Below are 22,666 nucleotides of genomic sequence, written 5' to 3'. Positions count from 1 at the left end.
AAATAAGCCATCTAAATCCCTCACTCACAGTTCATTCGATGGACGAATTCAATCTTACGACATAGATATATTCTTAATGGAATAATCGTTTTATAAGTTATTAAATAATTATCACTCAATCAATTAATAAGAATACTTCTGTTAGGGAATAATTATTTCTAACTTCGCGGCTTAAATAAGAAGGCGGATGATTTCAACTGAGAATATTTCACTACAATACGGAAAACGAGTTCTATTCGATGATGTGAATATGAACTTCACCCCTGGCAATTGCTACGGTATCATTGGGGCTAATGGTGCCGGGAAGTCTACATTCTTAAAGATTCTTTCAGGAGAAATCACACCAAATTCGGGATCTGTAAAGATTGAGCCGGGAAAACGTTTGGCTGTTTTGAAGCAAAATCATAACGAGTATGATGAAGTGCCTGCTTTGGACACAGTCATGATGGGCCATAGGGAATTGTGGGATATCATGAAAGAAAAGGATGCGATTTATGCAAAACCTGATTTCAGCGAAGAAGATGGAAATAGAGCTTCTGAGTTAGAGGCCAAATTTGCTGACATGGATGGCTGGAACGCAGAATCTGATGCTGCTGCCCTATTAAGTGGATTGGGAATTTCAGAAGCTGACCACTATAAACCACTTAAAGATTTAAATGGATCTGAAAAGGTGCGAGTCTTGCTGGCGCAGGCACTTTTTGGAAATCCGGACATCCTCATTCTGGATGAGCCCACTAACGACCTGGACATTCAGACAATCTCATGGCTGGAAGATCATCTACTTGAGTTTAACAACACACTCATAGTGGTATCTCACGATCGTCACTTTTTAGATACCGTGTGCACACACATCGCAGACATTGATTTCGGTCAGATAAAGTTGTACACAGGGAACTATACCTTTTGGTATGAATCGAGCCAGCTAGCGCTGAGTCAGCGTGCATCCGCCAACAAGAAGGCAGAAGAGAAAAAGAAAGAATTGCAAGAGTTTATTGCGAGATTTAGCGCTAATGCATCTAAATCTAAACAGGCAACTAGCCGAAAGAAACTTCTGGATAAAATCAATGTCGAGGATATTCAGCCATCCAATAGAAAATATCCAGCCATCATCTTTAACCAAAATCGTCCGGCTGGTGATCAAATACTTGAAACCAAGGGACTTACTAAAGAACTTGACGGTGAGAATTTGTTTAAAGACGTTGATCTGTTTGTCAATAAAGGGGATAAAATTGCTGTAGTGGCTGATGACAGCTTGGCCGTCACTACATTTTTTCAAATCCTTATGGGTGAAAAACAAGCAACTTCCGGAACATTTAAGTTTGGTCAAACCATCACCCATGCTTATTTGCCAAATGATAATTCAGAGTATTTTAATTCAGATGAAAACCTGATTGATTGGTTGCGCCAGTATTCTAAGGAAGAAGAAAAGGATGAAGTCTACATTAGAGGGTTTCTAGGCAAAATGCTTTTCTCAGGACAGGAGACACTCAAAAAGTGCACGGTACTGTCCGGGGGTGAAAAAGTACGTTGCATGATTTCGAGAATGATGCTACAAGGAGCAAATCTTCTTATTCTCGATGAGCCAACCAATCACCTTGATCTGGAATCAATTACAGCATTGAATAACTCCCTGAAGGAGTTTCCGGGTACAATATTGTTTACCTCTCATGACCATACATTTACCCAAACAGTTGCTAATAGAATATTAGAACTAAGGCCTGACGGATATTTAGATACCCTAAGTACCTATGACGAATATTTGGAAAAGAAAAGAATGGTAGCTGAGAAGGTTTAGGATTTAAATCCTATGACCATGATGTCATCATTTTGCCGATTGACACCTGTCCAGGCTGTAAGGTATTGATCCACCAATGCTTTCTGACCAGCCATGTCGTGCTTTCGGTTTTCCAGTAAGTAGTCACCGAGCTGAGTCATACTTAACTTCTTAAATTCAGGGCCTCCGATAAGGTTATAAACCCCTGAACTGCAGAGATAGAATTTAGATTCTTTGGTGTCTTCAAGTGTAATCGAGGTGTAACTGGCTCTGTGTTCACCTGTTTCTCCAACCTGACTTTCCTCCCCTTTAATGATTTTTACACCTTTTGGCGAAACCTGAAGAAGATTCATGTTGGCACCCGCAAATTCCATCTCCTTGGTCTTATTATTCAGCTTCACAATACCCACATTTGCATTAGTATTGAGAAGGATGTTGTTCTTATCCTTAAATCGAGCCCTTACTTCTCTGTGTAAAAACTGTAGAATAGATCCAGTAAAATCAATGGAATAGCCATCAACCATTTTTTTCAGTGCGTTCATGTATATCCTGGTCATCATGCTGGCCAAATGACCCTCTCCGATGCATGTAAATAGAGCCAGATACACATCATCTCCGTGGCTATGGAGCCAAAATCCATCTCCACCTACTCTTCCCTTAGGTTTATTAATGACAAAAGCACCTGAAAAGTGCTCCATAAGCTTCTTCTCTTCAGGTAACACAGAGAAATAGTTGCGTCGAGTGCTATCCTCAATGCGATCAATATTTATGATCCAGTTAGACTCATTACCATTATTTCCTGTATCGCCCATCATCATTAATCTAATCCTAATACTACAAACGCCTCATGGTTGTTCCACTTTATTGGAATAACATACATAGAAACGTTTTCAGGAATATGAAGTTCCTCGGGCATGCCTTCAAAGACAGTAGGAACTGATATCATAAAATTGGCACCTAGGTTGGCTCTCACATTACCGGCAACAACATTGGAGATTTCACCAGCCATATCCAGTATATCTTCTTCACTTGGATCCTCAATGCCAATAAACATGTTTATAAGGTCCGCAAACATCTCTCTATTAGCAGAGATATACACAAAACCCTGTCTGCTACCAGAGATACCAATCATTCCGGTAAAATCCTTCAGTACAAGACCTTCTGATTCTTTAAGGTAAGGAACCTTCATATCAGAATCTATCTCAGTCAAGTGCTTGAAATAGTTGCTCACTGAATTAATGAACAAGTTGCAGGTTGCTTCAAATTCTTCTTTTCTACTCTCCATCCCGCTTCAATAGTTTGTCAAATGCTTTTGAAAGGTCATCAGCATTTACAGGTTTATACATAAATCCGCGAGCACCCTTATCCAAAGCAATTAGCCCTGTAAGCTTATCTGCCAGTGCAGTAATGATCATCACCTTCGTCTCCGGATTGATTTTCATGATCTCCTCCAGACAGGCTATACCATCCATTTCAGGCATAGTTATATCTAATGTTACAACGTCTGGCTTTTTGTCCATCACCATCTGCACAGCTTCAATTCCATTAGCGGCCTGACCAATGATTTCCAAATCGTAATTCTCTAGATTTTTCTCAATGGTCCGTCGCATCACTGAAGAATCATCTACTATTAGTAACTTCTTCTTCATTCTTCAATATCGTTTTCTTTATTAAGAATCGGAAGTTTGATGATCATTTCAAATGACTTTCCTGGAACAGAGTTGATTTCAAATGCACCTTTATGTTCATCAATGATTGATTTCACCAAGTGCATCCCCTGTCCTCTACCTGCATGTGTGTCAGATTTATCAGCTGTTGAAAAACCCTCATGGAAAATTAGATTTTGAATCTCATAATCCTCCATCTTTTTCAATTCAGTTTCTGTAACCACACCATGCTCTACTGCCTTGATCTTGATCTGCTCAAGATCTAAACCTCTGCCATCATCTATATACCTGATGAATACTTCACTATCTTGTTTTGATAGCTCTATCAATAATTCTCCTGTTACATTTTTCCCCTCATTCATACGAACACTTGGTGCCTCTACTCCATGAACCACTGAATTCCTTATTAACTGGATCATCATATCCTTAAATGGATTAATATAGGTTTCAGGTAGCACCACATTTTCAAGGTTATCAAACGTAAGATTGACGGTCTTACCAACCTCTTTTGCAATCAACTCCGCTCCTCTTTCAAGTGAATCAATTACCATGATATTAGAAACGGAATCACCTTCTGCAGGGAATTTTTTATAGATATTGATGATCTTATAAAGCATCTCTGCAATTTCGGCTATCATTCGATCTGCCTCATCTACTTCATAAAGGATAGCCAAGAAATCCTTGCCCCTTACATCTTTCGATTGTAGGGCTGTGATGGCATCCTCAATTTCATGGAATTTATTGGCCATCAGCTCCATTCCGATCACCACGGCGTTACCTTTCAGGTTGTGAATAATATCAAATGTGAAGCTCAACAGCTCAGAATAGTCATCATTATCGTTCTTCTCGTATCGTTCAGATATGCTCTTAAGCATTTTCCTCGAGTTGTGAAGGAAGCCTCTCAAAATCGAAGGATCGATCTTAAGAATACTAAGCACTCTTTCTGTTTCTTGCTGCTTTTTCTTCTCAGCTTCGCTCAAGTGCTGTTGTAACAATACTGATTCTGTCTCATCAGAAACAGTAACCATGATGTTGTTTATCTTATTCTTTCTGAAAATTCGTGTAAACTCTACTCGAATATATTTAGTAGCTACAATTCCATTTTGCTCGGTGTGAATTTTAACCTGATCAATCGGGTTTAATTGGTTCACCACCTCTTCATCCATGTCTTCATTGAAAAGATGTCTCATGAACATTTCGAGGGCTTCCAGTTCGCGAGGAAGGATAAGTGGTCTCATGAAATTGGTGAAGTTCTCGCCTGCAATACGATCATTATTAAAGATCTCCTTCATTGCCTTGGAGTGAAACTTGGAGATCTTGAACTCTTTGTCAAGCAAGAAGATACCTTGTTCGATGTTTTCAAATACGACTAGTGAAACACCATAAATATTCTTGTAGAGAAACTTTGCTTTATCTCGTTGTTTGCGTAGTTCAAAATGAGATTTTTTAATCTCATAAACCATCTTATTAAATGTATTGGCATATTGGCCCAATTCATCTTTGGTTGGAATCACCACTTTTTTAGACATATCTCCAGCTGAGATTCGTCTGGTGTAAGCTTCCAGGATACTTACGTTTCGTAGCAAGTTTGAAACGATAGTCGTCATCAACCAAAAGGCTATTACGCCAATGGTAATATCTAAAATAAGGAAGGTCCAGAAGTTTCGAACCGACTGACTGGCTATCACCTCTGTTCGTTTCTGAATGTTGTCAGACATGTAGTCTTCAACCTTTTTCAGCAAATTGATTTTGGCAGTACTGGCTTCATACCAATCGGCCGGATCTTCAGCCAGGGTATCATTAGCAAACACCACTTCTCTCATTCGAGCAACTTCCTGTACTTCATCACCCGATACGATTTGATTATAGTATGCAATTGATTCTTCATTAGCAATGATTGCAAATGCATCTGTATATGAGTCCTGCTTTGAAACAAGAGTGGTAAATCGATTATAAAGGTCAAAACCTATGTGATTGTGAGAAAAAGCCTGCGTGCCAATCGCCCGTTCAATACTGGCGTACTCTTTTGACTTTAGGAAATAAATGATTGCATGAATTTGCTGTGCAATTTCCTTATCTCTGGTCTCATCAATCAGTTTAATGACCGTATTGAGTGCCTGATTATTTATCTCAGAAAATCGATCTATAGATTCCTCTGAGCTAATTCTATGCTGATCAATATTCTTTCTGAGAGCAGTAAGCTTATCAAAGAAAGAATTTAATTGATCTAAATCGGTACGGTGAAGCTCCATTAATTCACCAAGCTCACCGCTTGACAATTCGCCATAATATTGCTGGAGTGTACTGTCAGTCTTTTGACGTTGCTTATTCAGCTTAACTCCGAAATTATCTCCTTCATTGGCCAGGAAACCTGAGGAAATACTTCTTTCTTTCTGGATTTCATGTACGACATGGTTGATTTCTATTCCTACAGTGATGGCCTTATTTAGCCGTACACTATCAGAATAGTCCAGATAATGGTATCTAACCTGTAAATAATCGAACGCCAGAATAATTACTATCAGCGGTATAATGATTACCGCGAATTTTTGGCGTATAGGTAAATTCGTTAATCTTTTAATCATGAAGGTAAAGGCACTTTAAGCAAGTACTTTTTCTACAACTTTGAGCAAATCTTCCTCTGTGAATGGTTTTACAATATATTCTGAAGCACCAAGTGACAACCCTTTATTGACTACAGTCTGCTGTCCTACGGCACTTACCATGATTACTTTTGATGGTACTTCTTCATCCTTCAAAACTTTTAGGATTTCAAAGCCCATCATATCAGGCAAAATATTGTCTAATGTTATCAGATCAGGTTGAAGCTGAACTGCCAGATCAATGGCACTTTCACCATTTTGAGCCTCACCCACTACTTCAAAACCTGCTCCTTCCATCGCAGTTTTGATTAATGATCGCATATAAATGGAATCATCTACTATTAATACTGTTTTACTCATTTTTTCTTTTTATTACGGTTTATCGCTTTAATTAAATGTCAACGCATTAGGGTGCGATTGTGGTGATAACGAGTAGTAACTATACCAGGTCCTTAATTTTATCTACAAACTTATTGTGAAATACCCATATAAAATCAGGGCATATATCTAGTTCTTTTCCTTTAAAAACTGCCTTGAAATGAATGATTGATTCGAACTCATTAGAATCCTTCACAATAAAGTCATTTAGCTCTGAAGCTTTTAATATCTTTAGTGATGGCACATTGCCATAAATTTCTACACCTAAAAAATTTGAAAATTCAGTAATCACAGCAGCTGAAACCATATTGTCAATTTCAGTTAGAAAGCCAAGTTTCATTATGGTGCTTTCATTCGATGTGTCTTTAACAACCTTCTCAGGTAGACATGCTTCATACATTTTCGCTACTTCCTTCTCAGAGAATATCAGATGGCTGGTTCCTTTTAATTCACCCATCAATTCTGTTTTGATTAAGTGAACATCTTTATCCGCACCGCCAAATCTGTCTGTCTCCAGCTCTGCATTTACATAATCTATTTTTTCAATAGAGACAGGGCTTTGTAAAATCATCTCCATCGAAGATTTTGCCATGGATAGTCCATCAAAAATCAATTTGGTGGCTACCTTCATTTCCGAATCATTCAAATCTGCAATCATCTTTTAGAGTTTATACTTAAGTTGGAGGCTCAAAATACGGCTTTATTCTATATCTCTGGAATTTTTTAGGCGAACAATTAGAATCCTTCATCGAGTTCCTTTAAAATACCGACTAATTCTGAATCATCAAACGGTTTTACAAGATAATGTTTAGCTCCATTTTCCTTTGCTTCTACAATCGCTGACTGCTGTCCCACTGCACTAATCATAATAACATATGAATTAAAGTCATCCGTATTGATGGTTTTCAATACATCCAGACCTGTCATATCCGGTAAAATGTTATCTAACGTGATCACATCCGGTTTTAACTCCAGTGCCAGATCGATTGCCATTTCACCGTTTTTAGCCTCTCCTACTACTTCATATCCATTCTCCTGCATCAGTGTGCGCAGACTGGAACGTATGTATGTAGAGTCATCTACAATTAGAACTCGCATAGGCTTTTAGTTTGGTTGAGAAATTTTTTTATAAATCCGTGTCCTGACATCATAAATACTAAACTTGGTTTTACCATAGTCAGGCATAATATCATAATATCCAATAATCAGATATCCATCGTCTTTCAAGCAACTATGTAATAAATCCAACACTCTTCGCTTTAGCGTATCGTCAAAGTATATCATTACATTCCTGCAGAAAATGATATCAAACTTTTCATTGATTGGCTCCATCACCAAATTGTGTCTCTTGAAACTCACATTGGTGGTGTATTTCGATTTGATGGTGGCATGCTTATCGTGGAAATCGAAATAGTCACTCATCTCCCGGTTAGGAAAGAATTTTAAGAAAGGAACCAGGTATTGTTTTAAGGTCACCAGGGAGTAATCACCCTTTTTCGCTTTTCCTAACGCTGTTTTACTTAAGTCCGTCGCTAATAGCTTTGACTTGTTAAGTAGGTTGAGCGTTTCCAACACAATATTCATTGTATAGACCTCTTCTCCCGTGGAACATCCTGCATGCCAAATTTTGAGTGATTTATTTTGAATTTCAGGTATTACGGTCTCACGGAGCTTAATCCAAACATCAGGATTCCTGAACAGCTCAGTCAGATTCACGAGTAAATCATCTATCGCTCCTTGAAAAAATTCATTGTCCTTGAGAACCAAAGACCATAGTTCAATGATTGATTCGAGGTTATGCTTTAGCATTAGCCGGACAATCCCACGCTTTAGTGAAGTACGCTCGTAATTAGTGAAATCCAAGCCATACCGATTGTTGATTGCTTGCATTAGAGCTGTAAGCTCCTCGTCACTGATCATATCGGTTGTTATCGTGCCTATGATTGTACGGTTTTAGTTGCTGATTGAAATAATATATCCATAATAGAAGCTACATCCAACACCGGGCATACATTGCCTGATCCCAGAATAGTCGTTCCACTTAAAATTCGACTGCTGTCCAGAGGTTTAGGCAGGTTCTTTTCTATGATTTCTTTTTGTCTTTGTAGTTTATCTACCACAAGCCCAAGCAACCTGCCTGAATGAGTAGTTACGATAACATTTAACTGTTCATCCTTACCAATGCTTTCTAAGGGTTTGGCACCAAGTTCATCCTGATCGAGACTCTCGGTGTTTTGAACATCAAGTAACCCTTTTAGAAATACGATCGGCAAAGAACGCTCCTGATAATCCACCATTAAGCTATCTCCCACCTGGTGGATCTCGTCCTTCCTTAGATAAGTAACAGAATGTATGTAAGCCAATGGTATCGCGAATTCCTGTCCTTTTACTTCGAACAATAGTGCTCCCTTAAGAGCCAGAGAAGATGGTAATACCAAATGTATTGAAGTGCCCATACCTACCTCTGTGTCAACCAGCACCTGTCCGCCTATTGACTCTACTGCCTTCTTCACAACATCCATTCCCACTCCTCGACCGGAAATCTCTGTTACCTTCTCCGCACTGGAGAATCCAGGCTCAAAAATGTAGCGTATGATTTCCGCATCTGTCAATCTATCCGCCACATCCTGAGAAACCATTTCCTGACGAATGATTTTTTCTTTGATCTTTTCTGTGTTTATACCCTTTCCATCATCAGAAATTGTAATAACCACACTGTCTTTCTCTAATCGAGCATCTAAAGTAACCGTGGCAACCGGGGGCTTGCCTGAATCTCTTCTTTCATCAGCTGACTCAATTCCATGGCCCACAGCATTTCGTACCAAGTGAACCATGGAGTCACTGATAATCTTTAGGATATTTCGATCGATTTCAACCTCAGTGCCCTTTAATACAAGCTCCACAGATTTCTTTTCTGTTGCTGCAGCATCACGTAAGACCCGGTGAAACTTATTGAATAAAAAGCCCATTTGAACCATGCGTACATTCATGATTCCATAATGAAGGTTGGAAGATATTCGCTTTATTCTTTCCAGTTCCAGCGTGCTTTTTCCTTCATCTGCAAATAGAGCAATCAATCGGTCTCTCTCTATCACAAGTTCCCCTACCATGTTCAGAAGCTCGTCCATCTTCTTGACCGGAATTTGCACTACATCGGCAAATTGAATGTTGGTGCTTCCTGCAGATGATTCTTCTTGTTGCTCAGGTTCTTCTTGTTCTTGCTTTTGGTTTACAGGTGGAGGATTATTTTCGCTATCTTCTCTTGCGTTTTTGAGATAGACAGACAGCTTAGTTTTTATACCTAAATAACTTACTCTCTCTCCTGAGGTAATAGCATTGATAAGTCCGCCCAGCTTATCATTTGCACGGAATAAGCTATCGACAAGCTCTGTATCAAGAGCTATTTCGCCATTTTTGACAGCTCCAAAAACATCTTCCATGGTATGGGCAAGGTCTGCAATCTTTTCATAGCCCATTCCCATCGCATTTCCCTTGAGGGTATGCACGATTCTGAAAATATTGGTTATTGCCTTCTTACTGGACAGGTCTTTTTCAAGATCAACAAATAGCTTATTGAGCTCTTCAAAGTTCTCAAGTGCCTCTGTCAGAAATAATTGGCGATATTCTTCTTCCTTAGATGCCACTTATAAATTATTAACTAAATAATTACCTATATCCTTGATATCCAATACAGCTTCAACTGCCCCGGCTTCATTCGCTGCTTTTGGCATGCCGTAAATCACACTACTTTCTCTATTCTGCGCAATTGTTTTACCTCCAGATTCGCTTATTGCCTTCATGCCTTTCACGCCATCTTTACCCATTCCGGTAAGAATAACTCCCACAGCTTTGCTGCCATAAGCAGATGCAACGCTGAGCATCATCGCATTAATACTGGGATTATTATACTCCTGGTAAACTTCATCCGTGAAATCAACCTCTACCTTTTTACCCTCTTTTTTCAATATGAGGTTGGCATGTCCCGGACAAAACATAACCACTCCCGGCGATGGTGTCATTCCCTTAGTGGCAGATACTACTTCCAAAGCTGTTAATGCCCCTAGCCTTTGCACAAATTGAGGTATGAATCCCTGTGGCATGTGCTGACATATCAATATCGGAATATCAAAGTCTTCCGGTAGAGAACAGATCACTCGTTCGATTGCAGTGGGACCCCCGGTTGATGCCCCGATGGCAATAAGGTCGTAATCGGTTTTTCTTTTTCTTTTCCGTGTTACTTTTTTAACGCTTGCTTTATTAACAGATACTTGCTTTGGTTTAGCTCTTGAAGTGCTCTTAATCTTTTGAACCAGCTCCTTTTGTAGCTCGCGCATTTTGGATTTATTCCGATCGGGCTTGTTGATGTAATCAACCGCTCCACTTTTGAGTGCTTCGAATACTGGTTGAAGGTCCGTGTTACCAACTGAACTCAAAATCAGAATTGGAGTCGGGTTGTTTTTCATAATGCCTTTTACAGCATATAGTCCATCATACTCCGCCATATTTAAATCCAGCAGCACGATATCAGGCTTCAATTCTGCGGTCTTTTCGATTGCATCACGGCCATTTGTTGCCGTGCCAATCACTTCAATTTCCCGATCTTCTGAAAGTAAATCAGTAATGAGCAACCGCATAAATGCAGAATCATCGACAACTAATATTTTGAGTTTTATAGCCATCTAGTTCTTCAATTCATCAGGGATTACAACTGCTTTATCGTTCTTCAGCATTTCAATAATATCGAGGTAGTAAACGAGTTTTTCTTCTAAATGAATAATGCCTTTAATGTATGACAAATCAAGCGTGGCATCTTCGATCATTTGTATTTCAGAGGAGATACTTTTCCCTTCGACTTTAAGAGTAGTAGGTAAAGCCTCTAGCACAAGGCTGGCTTTAATCTCTTGATGATTAAAGATCATCAGATAGTGTGGATCTGAAATGTTTTCTATTGCAAATCGAGCAGCCAAATCAAAGACTACATATGATGTGCCTCTCACGTTCGCAAGACCTTTTATATGTTTCGGAGTATTTGGAGTTTTGGATAACTCTGGAATCTTTACAATCTCCTTTATAATATGTATATCAACCGCATATACCTCATCATTAATGATAAAACTAACCAGTTGAATACTTTTACCTTTAATCTCAGCAATTTCATCGGCGTACTGCTTTCTTAGTCTTGTTTTTCGTTCCCTTAGCTCATTAGCTATGTAGTTTGAAAGTACAGGATCGAACTGATAAGCAGGTTCTTGTTTTTTTTCAGTTTGCTTTTTTGAAACTTGCTTTGATGATTTTGGAGTAGATGTCTTTCTTTTTGTTTTGGTTGAAGAGCTCTTTGTTTTGGATGTTTTTTTTGACGCTTTGGTAGGCTTTTTAGTAGAATCTTCTTTCTTGATCAATGACTTCTTTTTCACCTTTTTAGGCTCCTTCTTCTCAGATTCATCTGAGATCAACTTCTTTCGTTTTAGATTCTTTCCCAGTGCCATTTTCCTATGTGTTTAACTCTAAGATTTCATCTCCGAAATGCATATAGTCTACTGCTGCGTTGGATGTTGGTTTATAGCTAACCACACTTTTACCAAATGAGGGAGCTTCCGAAGCTTTTACATTACTTCGAATCATCGATTCGAAAATCCTAAGCTCATAGTTTTCAAGAATGTAATCTTTCACCTCTTGACTTAATTTTCTACGCTTATCAACCATTACAGGTAGCACTCCTTCAATTACCAACTCCTTGGAAAAGGTGGAAGAAACTTTTTGAATGGTCTGCATGATCTGATCAAGCCCCTGAAGGCTCAAAACCTCCATTTGCATGGGTATGATAACTTTATCAGAGGCCAATAACGCATTGACAGTCAAGGTAGAAAGTGACGGAGGGCAATCGATTAATACATAATCATATCCGCTGATTTCTTTTAGAATGGAATCAAGCGCGTGCTCATGTCCACCTGATATCGCGAGTGAAAGCTCAGCATCAGCCAGGTCATTGTCAGATGGTGCAATATCCAGCCCTTCGCTTGATTGTATGGTATCACGTATCGTAGATTCTCCGAGTAGCACATCTGCCATTGAATGCTCAAAATCGTTTACTCCAAGGGAATAACTGAGATTCCCCTGTGCGTCAAGATCGATCAATAAAACATCCTTTGCACGCCTATTTAATGCCGCACCCAGATTTATGGCTGTGGTGGTCTTTCCGGTCCCTCCTTTTTGATTTATAATGGAATATATCACCATTATTAATCATTTTTATGCGTCAGCTTAAACATACCTACCTTCTCCTTGAGGTTTCTTGCAATCTCAGTAACCTCTTCAGATTTCTGAGTGTAGCTCTCCATTCCTGCAGAAAGCTCTGTCGCTGAACTAGCTACTTGCTCTGTTCCTGCGGCAGTTTCTTCCGCTATTACAACAATTCCTTCCGTTATGCTCACTACATTTTTGATGCTATCCATTTGTTCTTTGGTAGCCTCCAGTATCTGCTTTGATATTTCAAGGTTTTGATTCGAAGATGAAGCAATTTCTCTGAATGCCTCTGATGCGTCATTTGATGCACTTTCACCACCCAGGATACTTTCGTTCATAACCTCAATCACTTTAGCAGCAGCAGCTGTGTCATTCTGAACATCGGTTATGAGCTTTTCGATTTCTCTTGCAGAATTTCTCGAATCTTCTGCGAGCTTTCTGATCTCCTCGGCAACCACAGCAAACCCTCTACCTGCATCTCCGGCTTGTGCTGCCTCAATAGCTGCATTTAATGCAAGCAAGTTTGTTTGTGAGGCAATATCAGTGATGATTCCAAGTACTCTCGTGATCTCTTTAGATCTTTCAGTCAATACCTGAATCGATTGATTGGTGTCATTAGCGAAGGCTTTAATGTCCTTCATGCTAAAACCAACTTTATTGACCATAGTAAGTCCTTTTTCAGAACTTTCAGAAACCTTATGTGCTGCAGCATTGATGCCTTCGGCTTGATCACTCATACTGGTAGCTGCTCGCTGAATGCTTTCAACAAGGTTAGATGATTCATCCACTTTACTTACCTGTGTTTGAGCTCCACTACTCATTTCTGCTATTGCTGAGGCAATCTCGCCGGTGTTAGTATTCATTTCTTCACTGGCAGAAAGCATCTCCATCGATGAATCCCCAATGACATTGGCATTTTTAACTATTCCATTGAGCAGCTCATCTAAATTTTCAAGTGCTTTATTTAGATTCTCAGCAAGGTTTAGAATATCTCCTTTAGCTTCTTCTGTATATCTAACAGTCAGGTCGCCTTCTGCCATTCTATTTGCGATTTCATTTAGTACCACAAATGGCTTAGAAACAGATTCCAAAAGGTTGTTTATCGATTCACTAAGTTCTCTCCATGCACCTGACTTACCTTCTGAATTCATTCGGGACGCTAAATCTCCTTCCCCTTCAGCATGTTTAACCACATCATTCGTTTCATCAATTACAGCTCGAAGGTTGTTTCTCATCATAATAAGTGAGGCCCCCAAAACATCATTTTCTCCTGAGATTTCAAAATCTGCATTCAAATTTCCTTCTCCTACCTGTCTGGAGAATTCTGCCTTTTTGCGCAATTCATCTAACAATGTATTTACCGACTGGGCAATTTCTCCCAACTCATCTTTGGTAATGTTTGTGATTTTAAGTGAGTTATCCAGAACCCCCCTGGAAAGATTTTTTAACAAGCTGTTTGACTGGTCTAACGAGTCTGTGATTTGGTTTGCGAGTTTCCAAATGGTATATGTAAGTAATATCAAACCAATCAATCCTATGAGTAAAGTGTACCTGAAGGTCGCATTAAATGGAGCAGTAATTTCTGATACAGGAACTACAAAAACAGTCCACCATAGCTCTCCTGAACGCCCAATTTCGATACTAGCGAAGGATACGTACACATCATCCTCTAGAGATTCATCATAAGCCCGATAGGAAAAGGACTCTGAGGAACTCATCTTTTCTTTAAAATCTATTGAGCTATCTTTTATAATACTCAAAGTATCCATTTTGGAATTGAATAGCCCGGCATTTTTGTGAGCAGTTATGGTTCCATTACCCGTAAGTAGTAGTGCATATGCATTTTGATAGAAATCCACCTCTGAAACTCCCTGAAAATCATCTACAGACATATCGGTTCCAACAACTCCTGCGAATTTGCCATCGACTTCTATTCTAACTGTTGGTGAAATACCTAGCAATGAATCTCTTTTATTTGATGAATAGTCGTAATCAAGGTACCAATAGGGTTCGCTTAGTAATTCAATCAGATCGTCCTCGGCTTTGAATCTTTCATAGATTGAACTGGCCTTACTTCCATCTAATTCAGCTAATTCCATGGATGACTTTACTTCATTACCATCCATGTAGGAATTGAATCTTTCACGGCCATAGCTTTCATTCCAGTTAGGATCAATAAACTCAAGCTGCCAACTCATCCATGTGGCATCATATTTAGGATAAAGTAGTAATACCTTGTCCAGAAAGGTCTTTCTTAGTTCATTTCTCTGGTTATCAGGAAGTAAAGTATACTCTTCCACAGCTGCAGCCATTATTCTGGAAACAGCCATGTCTTCATCAATGATCACTTTTACTTCATTTGCTTTCAGTTTGGCGTAAGAATCTGCGAGTTTTTCAGCTTCTGATATTGCATTATTCCGGAGGTTGTAGCTAATATATGCCAGTGTGACTACATAAATAATGACTGTGACCCCAAGGATAAACAGCATCATTTTTCTTCGTATGGTAAAGTTCTTGAACATCTTAAGTAATGGTTAACTATTCTGAAATCTAAGCATTTAGGTAACGACGGTGAATTTATCGCTAGAAATCATTCCTAATATATCTAATAGGATGATCATACGACCATCTTTTTTAATAATTCCTTTTAAGTATTTCTGTCCAATAGCTGATTTAAGGCGTGAGGAGGATAGTTTTTCAATCATATCCTCCGATACCATCAAGGTATTCGGCACTTCGGGTATGGCTATTGCCATTTGGTACAAATCATGGTCTATCACCAACAAATATTTATGATCGACATCTTGAGCTACTTTTTTCTTAAAGAAGCTATTAAGATCTAACACTCCGTAGATATTTCCTCTTACGTTAGTCATGCCTTGAATATATCCGGGCATCTGAGGAATAAACGCCAGAGGAGGATATGGCACAACCTCTCTAACCAGGTTTATAGAAATTGCATATTCCTCATTTCCTGCACTGAATACACAGTATTGGTCATATGTGACATTTGATTTTTCTTCTTCGCCTTCAATTACAGCCTCCTGGGTGGAGGGTTTTTTTACTTCCTTATCCGATTTTTCATTAGGGTTTTTCTCACCTAATTCTTTCGGTGGATGCTCGGTGGTTGCGGATTTTGAAAGATTTGTCCCTAATGCCATGGTTAGTGGTGTAAAAATGAGTGTTCTAAGAAACAAAATTCAAATGACTTTTACCTAAATCTATATCAGTAAAATGACCATTGCATACCTAGTAGTTAAACCATGTTCAAATAATCCTATTCAAAACCCCATTAATAATACACGATTGTAGCAAAAGTTAACATTGCAAACATATTTTTGTGATCAGCTTATGGATAGCAGAAAAAGACATATCGCCAAGACCATTACCTGGAGAATAATAGCCACCGGAACAACCTTTCTGTTGACTATTTTCTTCTTTCGTGAAGATCCAAACGCAACAGCTAAAGCCTCTTGGGTAGCGCTGATAGAGACCATTTTCAAAATGGCTCTTTATTACTATCATGAGCGCATCTGGTTTAAAACAAAGCTACAGATACGAAGCAGTCTTAGACATTTATTTAAAACCATAACATGGAGAGTAATTGCCTCGTTGACTACTTTCGTTATAGCTTTTCTTATCTTTAAAGAAGACCCATTGGCAGTTGAAAAGGCAACAAGTATAGCTCTCATTGAAAGTATTCTGAAAATGCTCTTTTATTATTTACATGAAAGAGCCTGGCATTCTACTAAATTTGGGCTTAAATAAGATAGTTAAGGTAAATTGGCATCATAACTGTTTGATGAATGTAATTATTAAACTAATCTTGAATTTGAATTGACGATAAACAAACCAATCTCATGAAAAAGAAACTAATACACTTAAGTCTTTTCTCAGTCGCTATTCTAATGTCTGCATGTGGCGGAGGCAATAAAGCCTCAGAAGAGTCTAGCGCAGAAAAAAAGGAAGAAATAAAAAGCTTTGTTGAGAAAGAATTTACATATCCACTGCCTACTGCCTTCGAAGTATCACAAATGCTTGGCAATGCAAACACTTCATATTCACCAGAAATTGTGAATGACCCTGCAAAGGTTGATGAGTACGTTGCAACCTGGCAAAAAGCTGCCAATCTGGGTGTTTACGGTGCTGACCTTAGCTATGCTGCTACTTTTGACAAGACCCAGGCAACCATTGACTTCCTTGATGTATCGAAAAAGTTAATAGATGACTTGAACATTACCTCTGCATTCAATGAGTCTATGGCTCAGCGAATTGAGAATAACATGGACAATATTGATTCACTAATTTTTATTGTTTCAGAGTCGTTTTATGACACATACAACTACCTCAATGCTAATGGCGAAGAGAAAACTTCCATCCTGGTAATTGCAGGAAGTGTTATCGAAGGCTTGCACATCACATGTCAACTTGTAAAAATGAGTGAGAACAAAGGAGAGCTGATGGCCGTTCTAGCAAATCAAAAGGCTCAGGTTGTAAAACTTGTGGAGCTCATGGAAGATCATCAGGATGATGAAAATGTAAGCAAAGTCCTTCCTAACCTCAGATATATTAATTTGGTTTATGATCAGCTTGGAGAAGCTACCGAGATGACTGAAGGCCAGTTTAATGACATTGCTAACAGTGTACAAGAGATGAGAGACCACATCGTTGGATAATCAAAATCGAAACTATATTTTTAGAGCCTCGACCAATAGTTGAGGCTTTTTTTATACTTTAACCTCCAATATGACCGAATCCATCATTAATGCTTTAGTACATCTTTTCGCCATCATAGAGAGCGCAAAAGAGGATACAGGAGTAGTTGATTCAGGTGAATTGGTCATTCGCCCCTACCTTCAAAAAAATCTCAACAACGAAACGCTCACCGCAGAGTACATCAAATTATTCTATGATTACTTAAACTTCTACAAAGACCAGCCCGGGGCAAAAGATGCTGAAGGAATAACCATCGATAGTACGAGCATCCTACAAATTGCCAAGATTTGTAATCAGTTAAATAAAGAACTGCTTAGGTCAGAAAGGCTTATTGTATTCATGCAGCTGATGGAGCTCATCCGGGCAGACGAAAAAGTAACTGCTAAAGAAGAAGAGTTCGCTGCGCTTGTTGCACTCAATTTCAATCTGGATCAAGAGGATGTATTAAATCTAAAGAGCTTCATCCTAAAACCTGATGATAAGGAAATCAATAAAAACAAAATCCTGATCATCGACAATAAACAGACGGAATGGCCGGAAGAAATGGCCTGGATTATCCGAAAAAAGAAAAAAACCAATGAAGTAAGACATCTCTTCGTTCAAAATCTCTTCGGAAAAATTACGGTTCTCTACTTAAAAAGTGTAGACACGTTCGTATTTCGATACGATGGCCCTCTCAACCTGTTTTTGGAAGGTATAAAGATCATACCGGCAAAATCATACATCTTGAAGCCGGGCTCTATCATCAAAGGACCAAACATTTCATCGATCTATGAATCCGAGGTAACTCGCAAATTCATTCAGGATGAAACCAGCACAAGAGTAGTTCTTGCAGGAGATAACATCGAGTTTAAATTCAAGAATAGCAGCAATGGTCTAAAACCCTTTTCATTCTCAGAAGACTCGGGCAGGCTGGTCGGGATAATGGGTGGTAGTGGCACAGGAAAGACCACCCTGATGAACATACTAAATGGAAAAATTCCATTAGATAGCGGACGCCTTCATATCAATGGGTTTTCTCTGGAGCAAGCGACAACAGAAGGTGTGATTGGTTATGTGCCACAAGACGACCTCCTTTTTGAAGAACTTACCGTATATCAAAACCTGTACTTCAACGCAAAGACTTGTTTCAGTGACTTCTCAGAAGACCTAATTGACAAGACAGTACATAAAGTGCTGGACGATCTGGACCTGGAGGATATCAAAGACCTGAAAGTTGGAGATCCTTTAAACAAAACAATCTCAGGAGGCCAGCGAAAGAGACTAAACATCGCACTGGAGCTGATGAGGGAGCCTTCGGTCCTATTTGTAGATGAGCCTACATCCGGACTTTCTTCCATGGATTCTGAGAAGATGATGTTGCTCCTGAAAAACCTCACCCGAAAGGGCAAATTGGTAGTTGCTATTATTCATCAACCTTCATCCGAAATCTTTAAGTTATTTGACAGGCTTTGGATTATGGATAAGGGAGGCTACCCGATTTACAATGGAAACCCGATCGATGCAGTGGTGTACTTCAAGACATTGAACACACAGGTAAACGCTGCAGAAAGCGAATGTCCGAGGTGTGGCAATGTAATCCCTGAACAAATACTCCAGATCATTGAAGCAAGGGAGATTGACGAACGAGGCAGGAGCACCAAGAAACGGCGAGTTAACCCGTCTGTTTGGTATTCCAAATACAAGGAGAACATCCTGCCAAAGTTGGTTCGGTTGAAATATGAGTCTGTGCTGCCTCCTACTAATTTCCGCATTCCGGATGGATGGAAACAGTTCAAAATATTTAGTAGACGAAATCTATTGTCCAAAATATCGAATCGTCAATATGTGATGATCAATATGCTGGAGGCGCCCCTATTAGCATTTATCCTCGGTTATTTTTCAAAGTATTCTCCAGAAAAATCATACGCATTTTCTGAAAATATCAATCTGCCGATTTACCTGTTCATGTCCATAGTGGTGTCCCTCTTTATGGGATTAACTGTCAGTGCGCAAGAAATCTATAAAGACCGTCAAATCCTGGAGCGGGAATCATTTCTAAACCTGTCCAGGTTGAGCTACATTAATTCTAAAGTAGTTTACCTCTTTCTTCTATCCGCCATTCAAACCTTGACATTTGTTTTAATTGGAAATTCAATTTTGGAAATTCATGGCATGACGCTGTACTACTGGGCAGTATTATTTACCGTTTCTTGCTTTGCCAACCTGATTGGATTGAATATTTCATCTGCGCTTAATTCTGTAATTAATATCTATATTCTCATACCATTTATTTTGGTACCACAGCTTTTATTGGGAGGTGCTATGATCAAGTTCGATGAACTTCACCACTCGATCAACAATCAGAAAAATGTGCCCATTGTGGGTGATATGATGGCTTCCAGGTGGGCGTATGAAGCGCTGGCAGTCGCTCAATTCAGATATAATAATTATGAAAAGCATTTCTTTGATGTAAACATGGAGATCAGTAAAAACTCTGCTTATCGATCATATATGGTTCCTGAGATGAAAGGCATCAGTATGAGAATTCTGCGTGATAGTGCCGACTGGAGCGACAAGGAAAGGGAGTTTAGAATTCTAAAACATGAAATAAAGCAACTTTCAGAGGTTCACGGTTTGAGAGCATTTCCATACATGGATCAAATTACTCCTGACTTTTACTCTACTTCAATAGCCAGAAGGTTAAATGATTATTTAGGATATGCTAAGCAGCACTTTGCTGACGCTTACCTGGAATCTCAAAAAAGGCGCGATGAAATCATTGAGGAATTAATGGATAAACTAGGCAAAGAAGGATTCATTGAACTTGAAGAAAAATACCACAATGAATTTTTGGCTGCTTTATTGATGAATAGGACCCATTTTGATAAAGTTTACGTCGGTGATGATCAATTGATCCAAAAGAAAGACCCTATTTACCTGCGACCCTACTCTAATATTGGAAGGGCCCATTTTTACGCTCCATTTAAAATATTGGGCAGTTTGGAAATTCCGACCTTTTACTTCAACATCGCCTTTATTTGGTTTATGACCATTTTGCTCTACTTGACATTATTGGATAACTCATTGAAGAAGCTCATCAAATTTTTCGAAGCACGCGAGAAAGATGAAAGCAGGCCGAATAATTGGGTGAAATTCTGGGATACATTTATGATTGTAATTAGCTCGCCTAAAGTCTACAGAAGGGCACTTAAAATTAAGAATAGAACGGATAACCAATGATTTACAACAACTTAGCTTCTTTAATTCTAAGAGTCAGTTTTGGTGGTATGATGCTCACCCATGGTTGGGGAAAGTTCAACCGGTTGATCTCCGGTAATCTCTCTTTTGCCGATCCTATTGGAATAGGAGAAGCTCCTAGTCTGGTCTTGGCAGTCATCGGAGAGTTTGTATGCCCTATCCTACTAATGGTCGGCTTTAAAACAAAATTCAATGCGATAGCACCTGCTATTACGATGCTTGTTGCAGCCTTGATTGTTCACGCAGATGATCCGTGGGGAAAGAAGGAATTCCCACTACTTTATTTCTTTGGATTCCTGGTGATCTTTCTCCTTGGGAGTGGCAAATATTCGCTAGACTGGAAACTAAGAAAGCCTTAGTTTCTTATAAAGAACCTTTTCACTAATCTGAGTGATCTCACCTGACTTTAATGGCTCCAACCGCAGACCTTCAATTGCTACTCGAATAAGCCGCAGCGTTGGATGCCCCACCTTAGCGGTCATTCTACGCACCTGTCGGTTTTTACCTTCCGTCAATTCAATTTCCAGCCATGTCCTATTAGGATGCTTTTGATAGTTCACAGGAGGGTTTCTTTCCGGAATATCTGGTTTTATGATGGCAATTTTCGCGGGTTTTGTTCGATGCGTTTTCCCGCTTACATTGATATCTACTCCTTTTTGAAGTTTGCCCAATGCCTCTTGATTGGGAACACCATCTACCTCTACCCAGTAGTTCCGCACATGTTCATGCTTAGGATTTAACAACTTATGATTCAATGACTTATCATTGGTCAAAATCAGCAACCCCTCACTATCCAGATCCAGCCTGCCTACCGGATATACATCCTTCGGAAGGTCTTTATAAACCTCACCTAAACCAATATTATTTCCTTCGTTCGAGAACTGGCTCAGTACTTTGTAGGGCTTATGGATAATAAAATAAAGCTTCTTTCTAGCCACGTTTGAAAAACTTGAATACACCAAAACCAATCAGAGTTCCTAATACATTGGCACCTGCATCAAACCATTCAAAAAATCGGTTTGGAAACACACTGTATTGAATAAGCTCCAGAAATAGTCCATATAATGCGGTTAGAAATAACAACCAATATGATCTACGTACTGATAGCTTGCCTGATTTATGGTAAGCAATCAATAAACTTAAAGTAAGAACGAAGTATGCAAAACAGTGCTCTATTTTATCTAAATGACCAACACCTTCCACCTGAATGGGTATTGCTAAAAAGGTAGATAATAAAAAGATCCCCAACGCCACTAATATTGGTGGCACAAACCATATGGTAGCTTGATTGAACATTAAAATGTAATCACTTGACCGTCGCTCAACCTGTTTAAGGAGAAATTTTCTGAGTTAATCACTTCATCTGCCATATGTGTTAGCCACAATTGTTTTGTATTGAAAAGGTCTTTTTTCTCTAAAAGTTCAGTATAGCCCAAGTGTCCAAAACTCACCTTGTCCAGAAAGTTACATTCGCAAATGAAAACATCAGATCCATCTGCCAATGGAATTAGATTGTCAGTCCAAGAGGTATCACCCGAGAATGCAATTACTTTTCCTCCCCACTCTACCCGAACGCTATGAGGAATGGATGGTGGACTATGTTCTACTTTCCAGGTCTTAATGGTTTTATTTCCAATTACAAGCGGTTCTCCTTCCCTGTACTCAAGGTATGTCAGATCCATGTCCAGCGTTTTAGCAGCACTTCCGGCATACATTGCTTCCTGCAGGTCATACACTCGTTTGGCAACTCCCTCCGGGCCCACTATCGTTAGCGGGCTTTTTCTTGGGTTTTCAAACATACTACTGATGAGGAAAAACGGAATTCCTCCAAAATGATCTCCATGAAAATGCGTAATGATAATTGTGGAAATAGATTCCAAATCAATTTTTTCATGCTTTAGACGTATTAAGGTACTAGCACCACAGTCTAACAAGATCCGCTCATTTCCATCTGTCACGAGGAAAGAGGTATTATTTCTTCCACCATTTCCAAAGGCATCACCACAACCCAATACAGTCAATTCCATTAAAATTCGATTCTTTTT

Annotated in this window: 22 protein-coding genes; 5 read left to right on the top strand and 17 right to left on the bottom strand. The window is 39.2% G+C overall.

Annotation, left to right across the window (positions count from 1 at the left end; genetic code table 11):
• Window positions 1-187 precede the first annotated feature (187 nt).
• Window positions 188-1,795, top strand: coding sequence for an ABC-F family ATP-binding cassette domain-containing protein (locus ACQK2H_RS10815; protein WP_425391455.1), 1,608 nt, complete (start codon window positions 188-190; stop codon window positions 1,793-1,795).
• On the opposite strand, the gene ACQK2H_RS10810 is transcribed toward ACQK2H_RS10815, so the two are convergent.
• The 14 genes from ACQK2H_RS10810 to ACQK2H_RS10745 form a co-directional block, all read right to left on the bottom strand.
• Window positions 1,792-2,586: a hypothetical protein gene (locus tag ACQK2H_RS10810; protein ID WP_425391454.1), complete on the bottom strand. Its 795-nt coding sequence runs from the start codon at window positions 2,584-2,586 to the stop codon at window positions 1,792-1,794. The genes ACQK2H_RS10815 and ACQK2H_RS10810 overlap by 4 nt on opposite strands.
• A 5-nt stretch (window positions 2,587-2,591) precedes the next feature.
• Window positions 2,592-3,059: a chemotaxis protein CheX gene (locus ACQK2H_RS10805; RefSeq protein WP_420318919.1), complete on the bottom strand. Its 468-nt coding sequence runs from the start codon at window positions 3,057-3,059 to the stop codon at window positions 2,592-2,594.
• A complete protein-coding gene (locus tag ACQK2H_RS10800) occupies window positions 3,049-3,423 on the bottom strand; it encodes a response regulator (protein ID WP_425391453.1) in 375 nt (124 codons plus the stop codon). Before ACQK2H_RS10800 ends, ACQK2H_RS10805 begins: the two co-directional genes overlap by 11 nt.
• On the bottom strand, window positions 3,420-6,026 hold the full coding sequence (locus tag ACQK2H_RS10795) for a nitrate- and nitrite sensing domain-containing protein (RefSeq protein ID WP_425391452.1): 2,607 nt from the start codon (window positions 6,024-6,026) through the stop codon (window positions 3,420-3,422). Before ACQK2H_RS10795 ends, ACQK2H_RS10800 begins: the two co-directional genes overlap by 4 nt.
• A gap of 15 nt (window positions 6,027-6,041) precedes the next feature.
• Window positions 6,042-6,404 carry a response regulator gene (locus ACQK2H_RS10790; protein WP_348277838.1) on the bottom strand — a complete coding sequence of 121 codons (363 nt, stop codon included), beginning with the start codon at window positions 6,402-6,404 and terminating at the stop codon, window positions 6,042-6,044.
• Window positions 6,405-6,483: 79 nt separating this feature from the next.
• Window positions 6,484-7,080, bottom strand: coding sequence for a hypothetical protein (locus tag ACQK2H_RS10785; protein ID WP_425391451.1), 597 nt, complete (start codon window positions 7,078-7,080; stop codon window positions 6,484-6,486).
• A gap of 77 nt (window positions 7,081-7,157) precedes the next feature.
• Window positions 7,158-7,520: a response regulator gene (locus ACQK2H_RS10780; RefSeq protein ID WP_425391450.1), complete on the bottom strand. Its 363-nt coding sequence runs from the start codon at window positions 7,518-7,520 to the stop codon at window positions 7,158-7,160.
• Window positions 7,521-7,526: 6 nt separating this feature from the next.
• A complete protein-coding gene (locus ACQK2H_RS10775) occupies window positions 7,527-8,342 on the bottom strand; it encodes a CheR family methyltransferase (RefSeq protein ID WP_425391449.1) in 816 nt (271 codons plus the stop codon).
• A 17-nt stretch (window positions 8,343-8,359) separates the two neighbouring features.
• Window positions 8,360-10,066, bottom strand: a complete 1,707-nt coding sequence (locus ACQK2H_RS10770) for a chemotaxis protein CheA (protein ID WP_425391448.1) — start codon at window positions 10,064-10,066, stop codon at window positions 8,360-8,362.
• Window positions 10,067-11,101 (bottom strand): chemotaxis-specific protein-glutamate methyltransferase CheB, encoded by a 1,035-nt coding sequence (gene cheB / locus ACQK2H_RS10765; protein ID WP_425391447.1) that lies wholly within the window; start codon window positions 11,099-11,101, stop codon window positions 10,067-10,069.
• Complete coding sequence (locus tag ACQK2H_RS10760) at window positions 11,102-11,908, bottom strand: chemotaxis protein CheW (protein WP_425391446.1); 807 nt, start codon at window positions 11,906-11,908, stop codon at window positions 11,102-11,104. It abuts the gene before it with no gap.
• Between the two features lie 4 nt (window positions 11,909-11,912).
• Entirely contained in the window at window positions 11,913-12,659 is a 747-nt protein-coding gene (locus tag ACQK2H_RS10755; RefSeq protein ID WP_425391445.1) for a ParA family protein, read from the bottom strand.
• A 2-nt stretch (window positions 12,660-12,661) separates the two neighbouring features.
• Window positions 12,662-15,187, bottom strand: coding sequence for a methyl-accepting chemotaxis protein (locus tag ACQK2H_RS10750; protein WP_425391444.1), 2,526 nt, complete (start codon window positions 15,185-15,187; stop codon window positions 12,662-12,664).
• 36 nt (window positions 15,188-15,223) lie between these two features.
• Window positions 15,224-15,826, bottom strand: a complete 603-nt coding sequence (locus ACQK2H_RS10745) for a chemotaxis protein CheW (protein ID WP_425391443.1) — start codon at window positions 15,824-15,826, stop codon at window positions 15,224-15,226.
• Window positions 15,827-16,016: 190 nt separating this feature from the next.
• Here ACQK2H_RS10745 and ACQK2H_RS10740 point away from each other — a divergent pair, with 190 nt between their 5' ends.
• The 4 genes from ACQK2H_RS10740 to ACQK2H_RS10725 all read left to right on the top strand — a co-directional run bounded on the left by ACQK2H_RS10740 (window position 16,017) and on the right by ACQK2H_RS10725 (window position 20,980).
• The gene (locus ACQK2H_RS10740; protein WP_425391442.1) at window positions 16,017-16,433 is read left to right on the top strand and encodes a DUF2061 domain-containing protein; all 417 of its coding nucleotides are present in this window, start codon (window positions 16,017-16,019) and stop codon (window positions 16,431-16,433) included.
• A gap of 92 nt (window positions 16,434-16,525) precedes the next feature.
• The gene (locus ACQK2H_RS10735) at window positions 16,526-17,341 is read left to right on the top strand and encodes a hypothetical protein (protein ID WP_425391441.1); all 816 of its coding nucleotides are present in this window, start codon (window positions 16,526-16,528) and stop codon (window positions 17,339-17,341) included.
• Between the two features lie 70 nt (window positions 17,342-17,411).
• Window positions 17,412-20,603, top strand: coding sequence for an ATP-binding cassette domain-containing protein (locus ACQK2H_RS10730; RefSeq protein ID WP_425391440.1), 3,192 nt, complete (start codon window positions 17,412-17,414; stop codon window positions 20,601-20,603).
• Window positions 20,600-20,980, top strand: coding sequence for a DoxX family protein (locus tag ACQK2H_RS10725; protein ID WP_425391439.1), 381 nt, complete (start codon window positions 20,600-20,602; stop codon window positions 20,978-20,980). Before ACQK2H_RS10730 ends, ACQK2H_RS10725 begins: the two co-directional genes overlap by 4 nt.
• On the opposite strand, the gene ACQK2H_RS10720 is transcribed toward ACQK2H_RS10725, so the two are convergent.
• The 3 genes from ACQK2H_RS10720 to ACQK2H_RS10710 are packed head-to-tail and all read right to left on the bottom strand — an operon-like array spanning window position 20,966 to window position 22,648.
• A complete protein-coding gene (locus tag ACQK2H_RS10720) occupies window positions 20,966-21,559 on the bottom strand; it encodes a pseudouridine synthase (protein ID WP_425391438.1) in 594 nt (197 codons plus the stop codon). The genes ACQK2H_RS10725 and ACQK2H_RS10720 overlap by 15 nt on opposite strands.
• Window positions 21,552-21,917, bottom strand: coding sequence for a VanZ family protein (locus ACQK2H_RS10715; protein ID WP_425391437.1), 366 nt, complete (start codon window positions 21,915-21,917; stop codon window positions 21,552-21,554). The genes ACQK2H_RS10720 and ACQK2H_RS10715 overlap by 8 nt, the downstream gene beginning before the upstream one ends.
• Complete coding sequence (locus ACQK2H_RS10710) at window positions 21,917-22,648, bottom strand: MBL fold metallo-hydrolase (protein WP_425391436.1); 732 nt, start codon at window positions 22,646-22,648, stop codon at window positions 21,917-21,919. The genes ACQK2H_RS10715 and ACQK2H_RS10710 overlap by 1 nt, the downstream gene beginning before the upstream one ends.
• Between the last annotated feature and the right edge of the window lie 18 nt (window positions 22,649-22,666).

The sequence above is a fragment of the Ekhidna sp. genome (genome assembly GCF_965228795.1).
Lineage (GTDB): Bacteria > Bacteroidota > Bacteroidia > Cytophagales > Cyclobacteriaceae > Ekhidna.
This window is presented reverse-complemented; position numbering and strand designations above follow the sequence as displayed.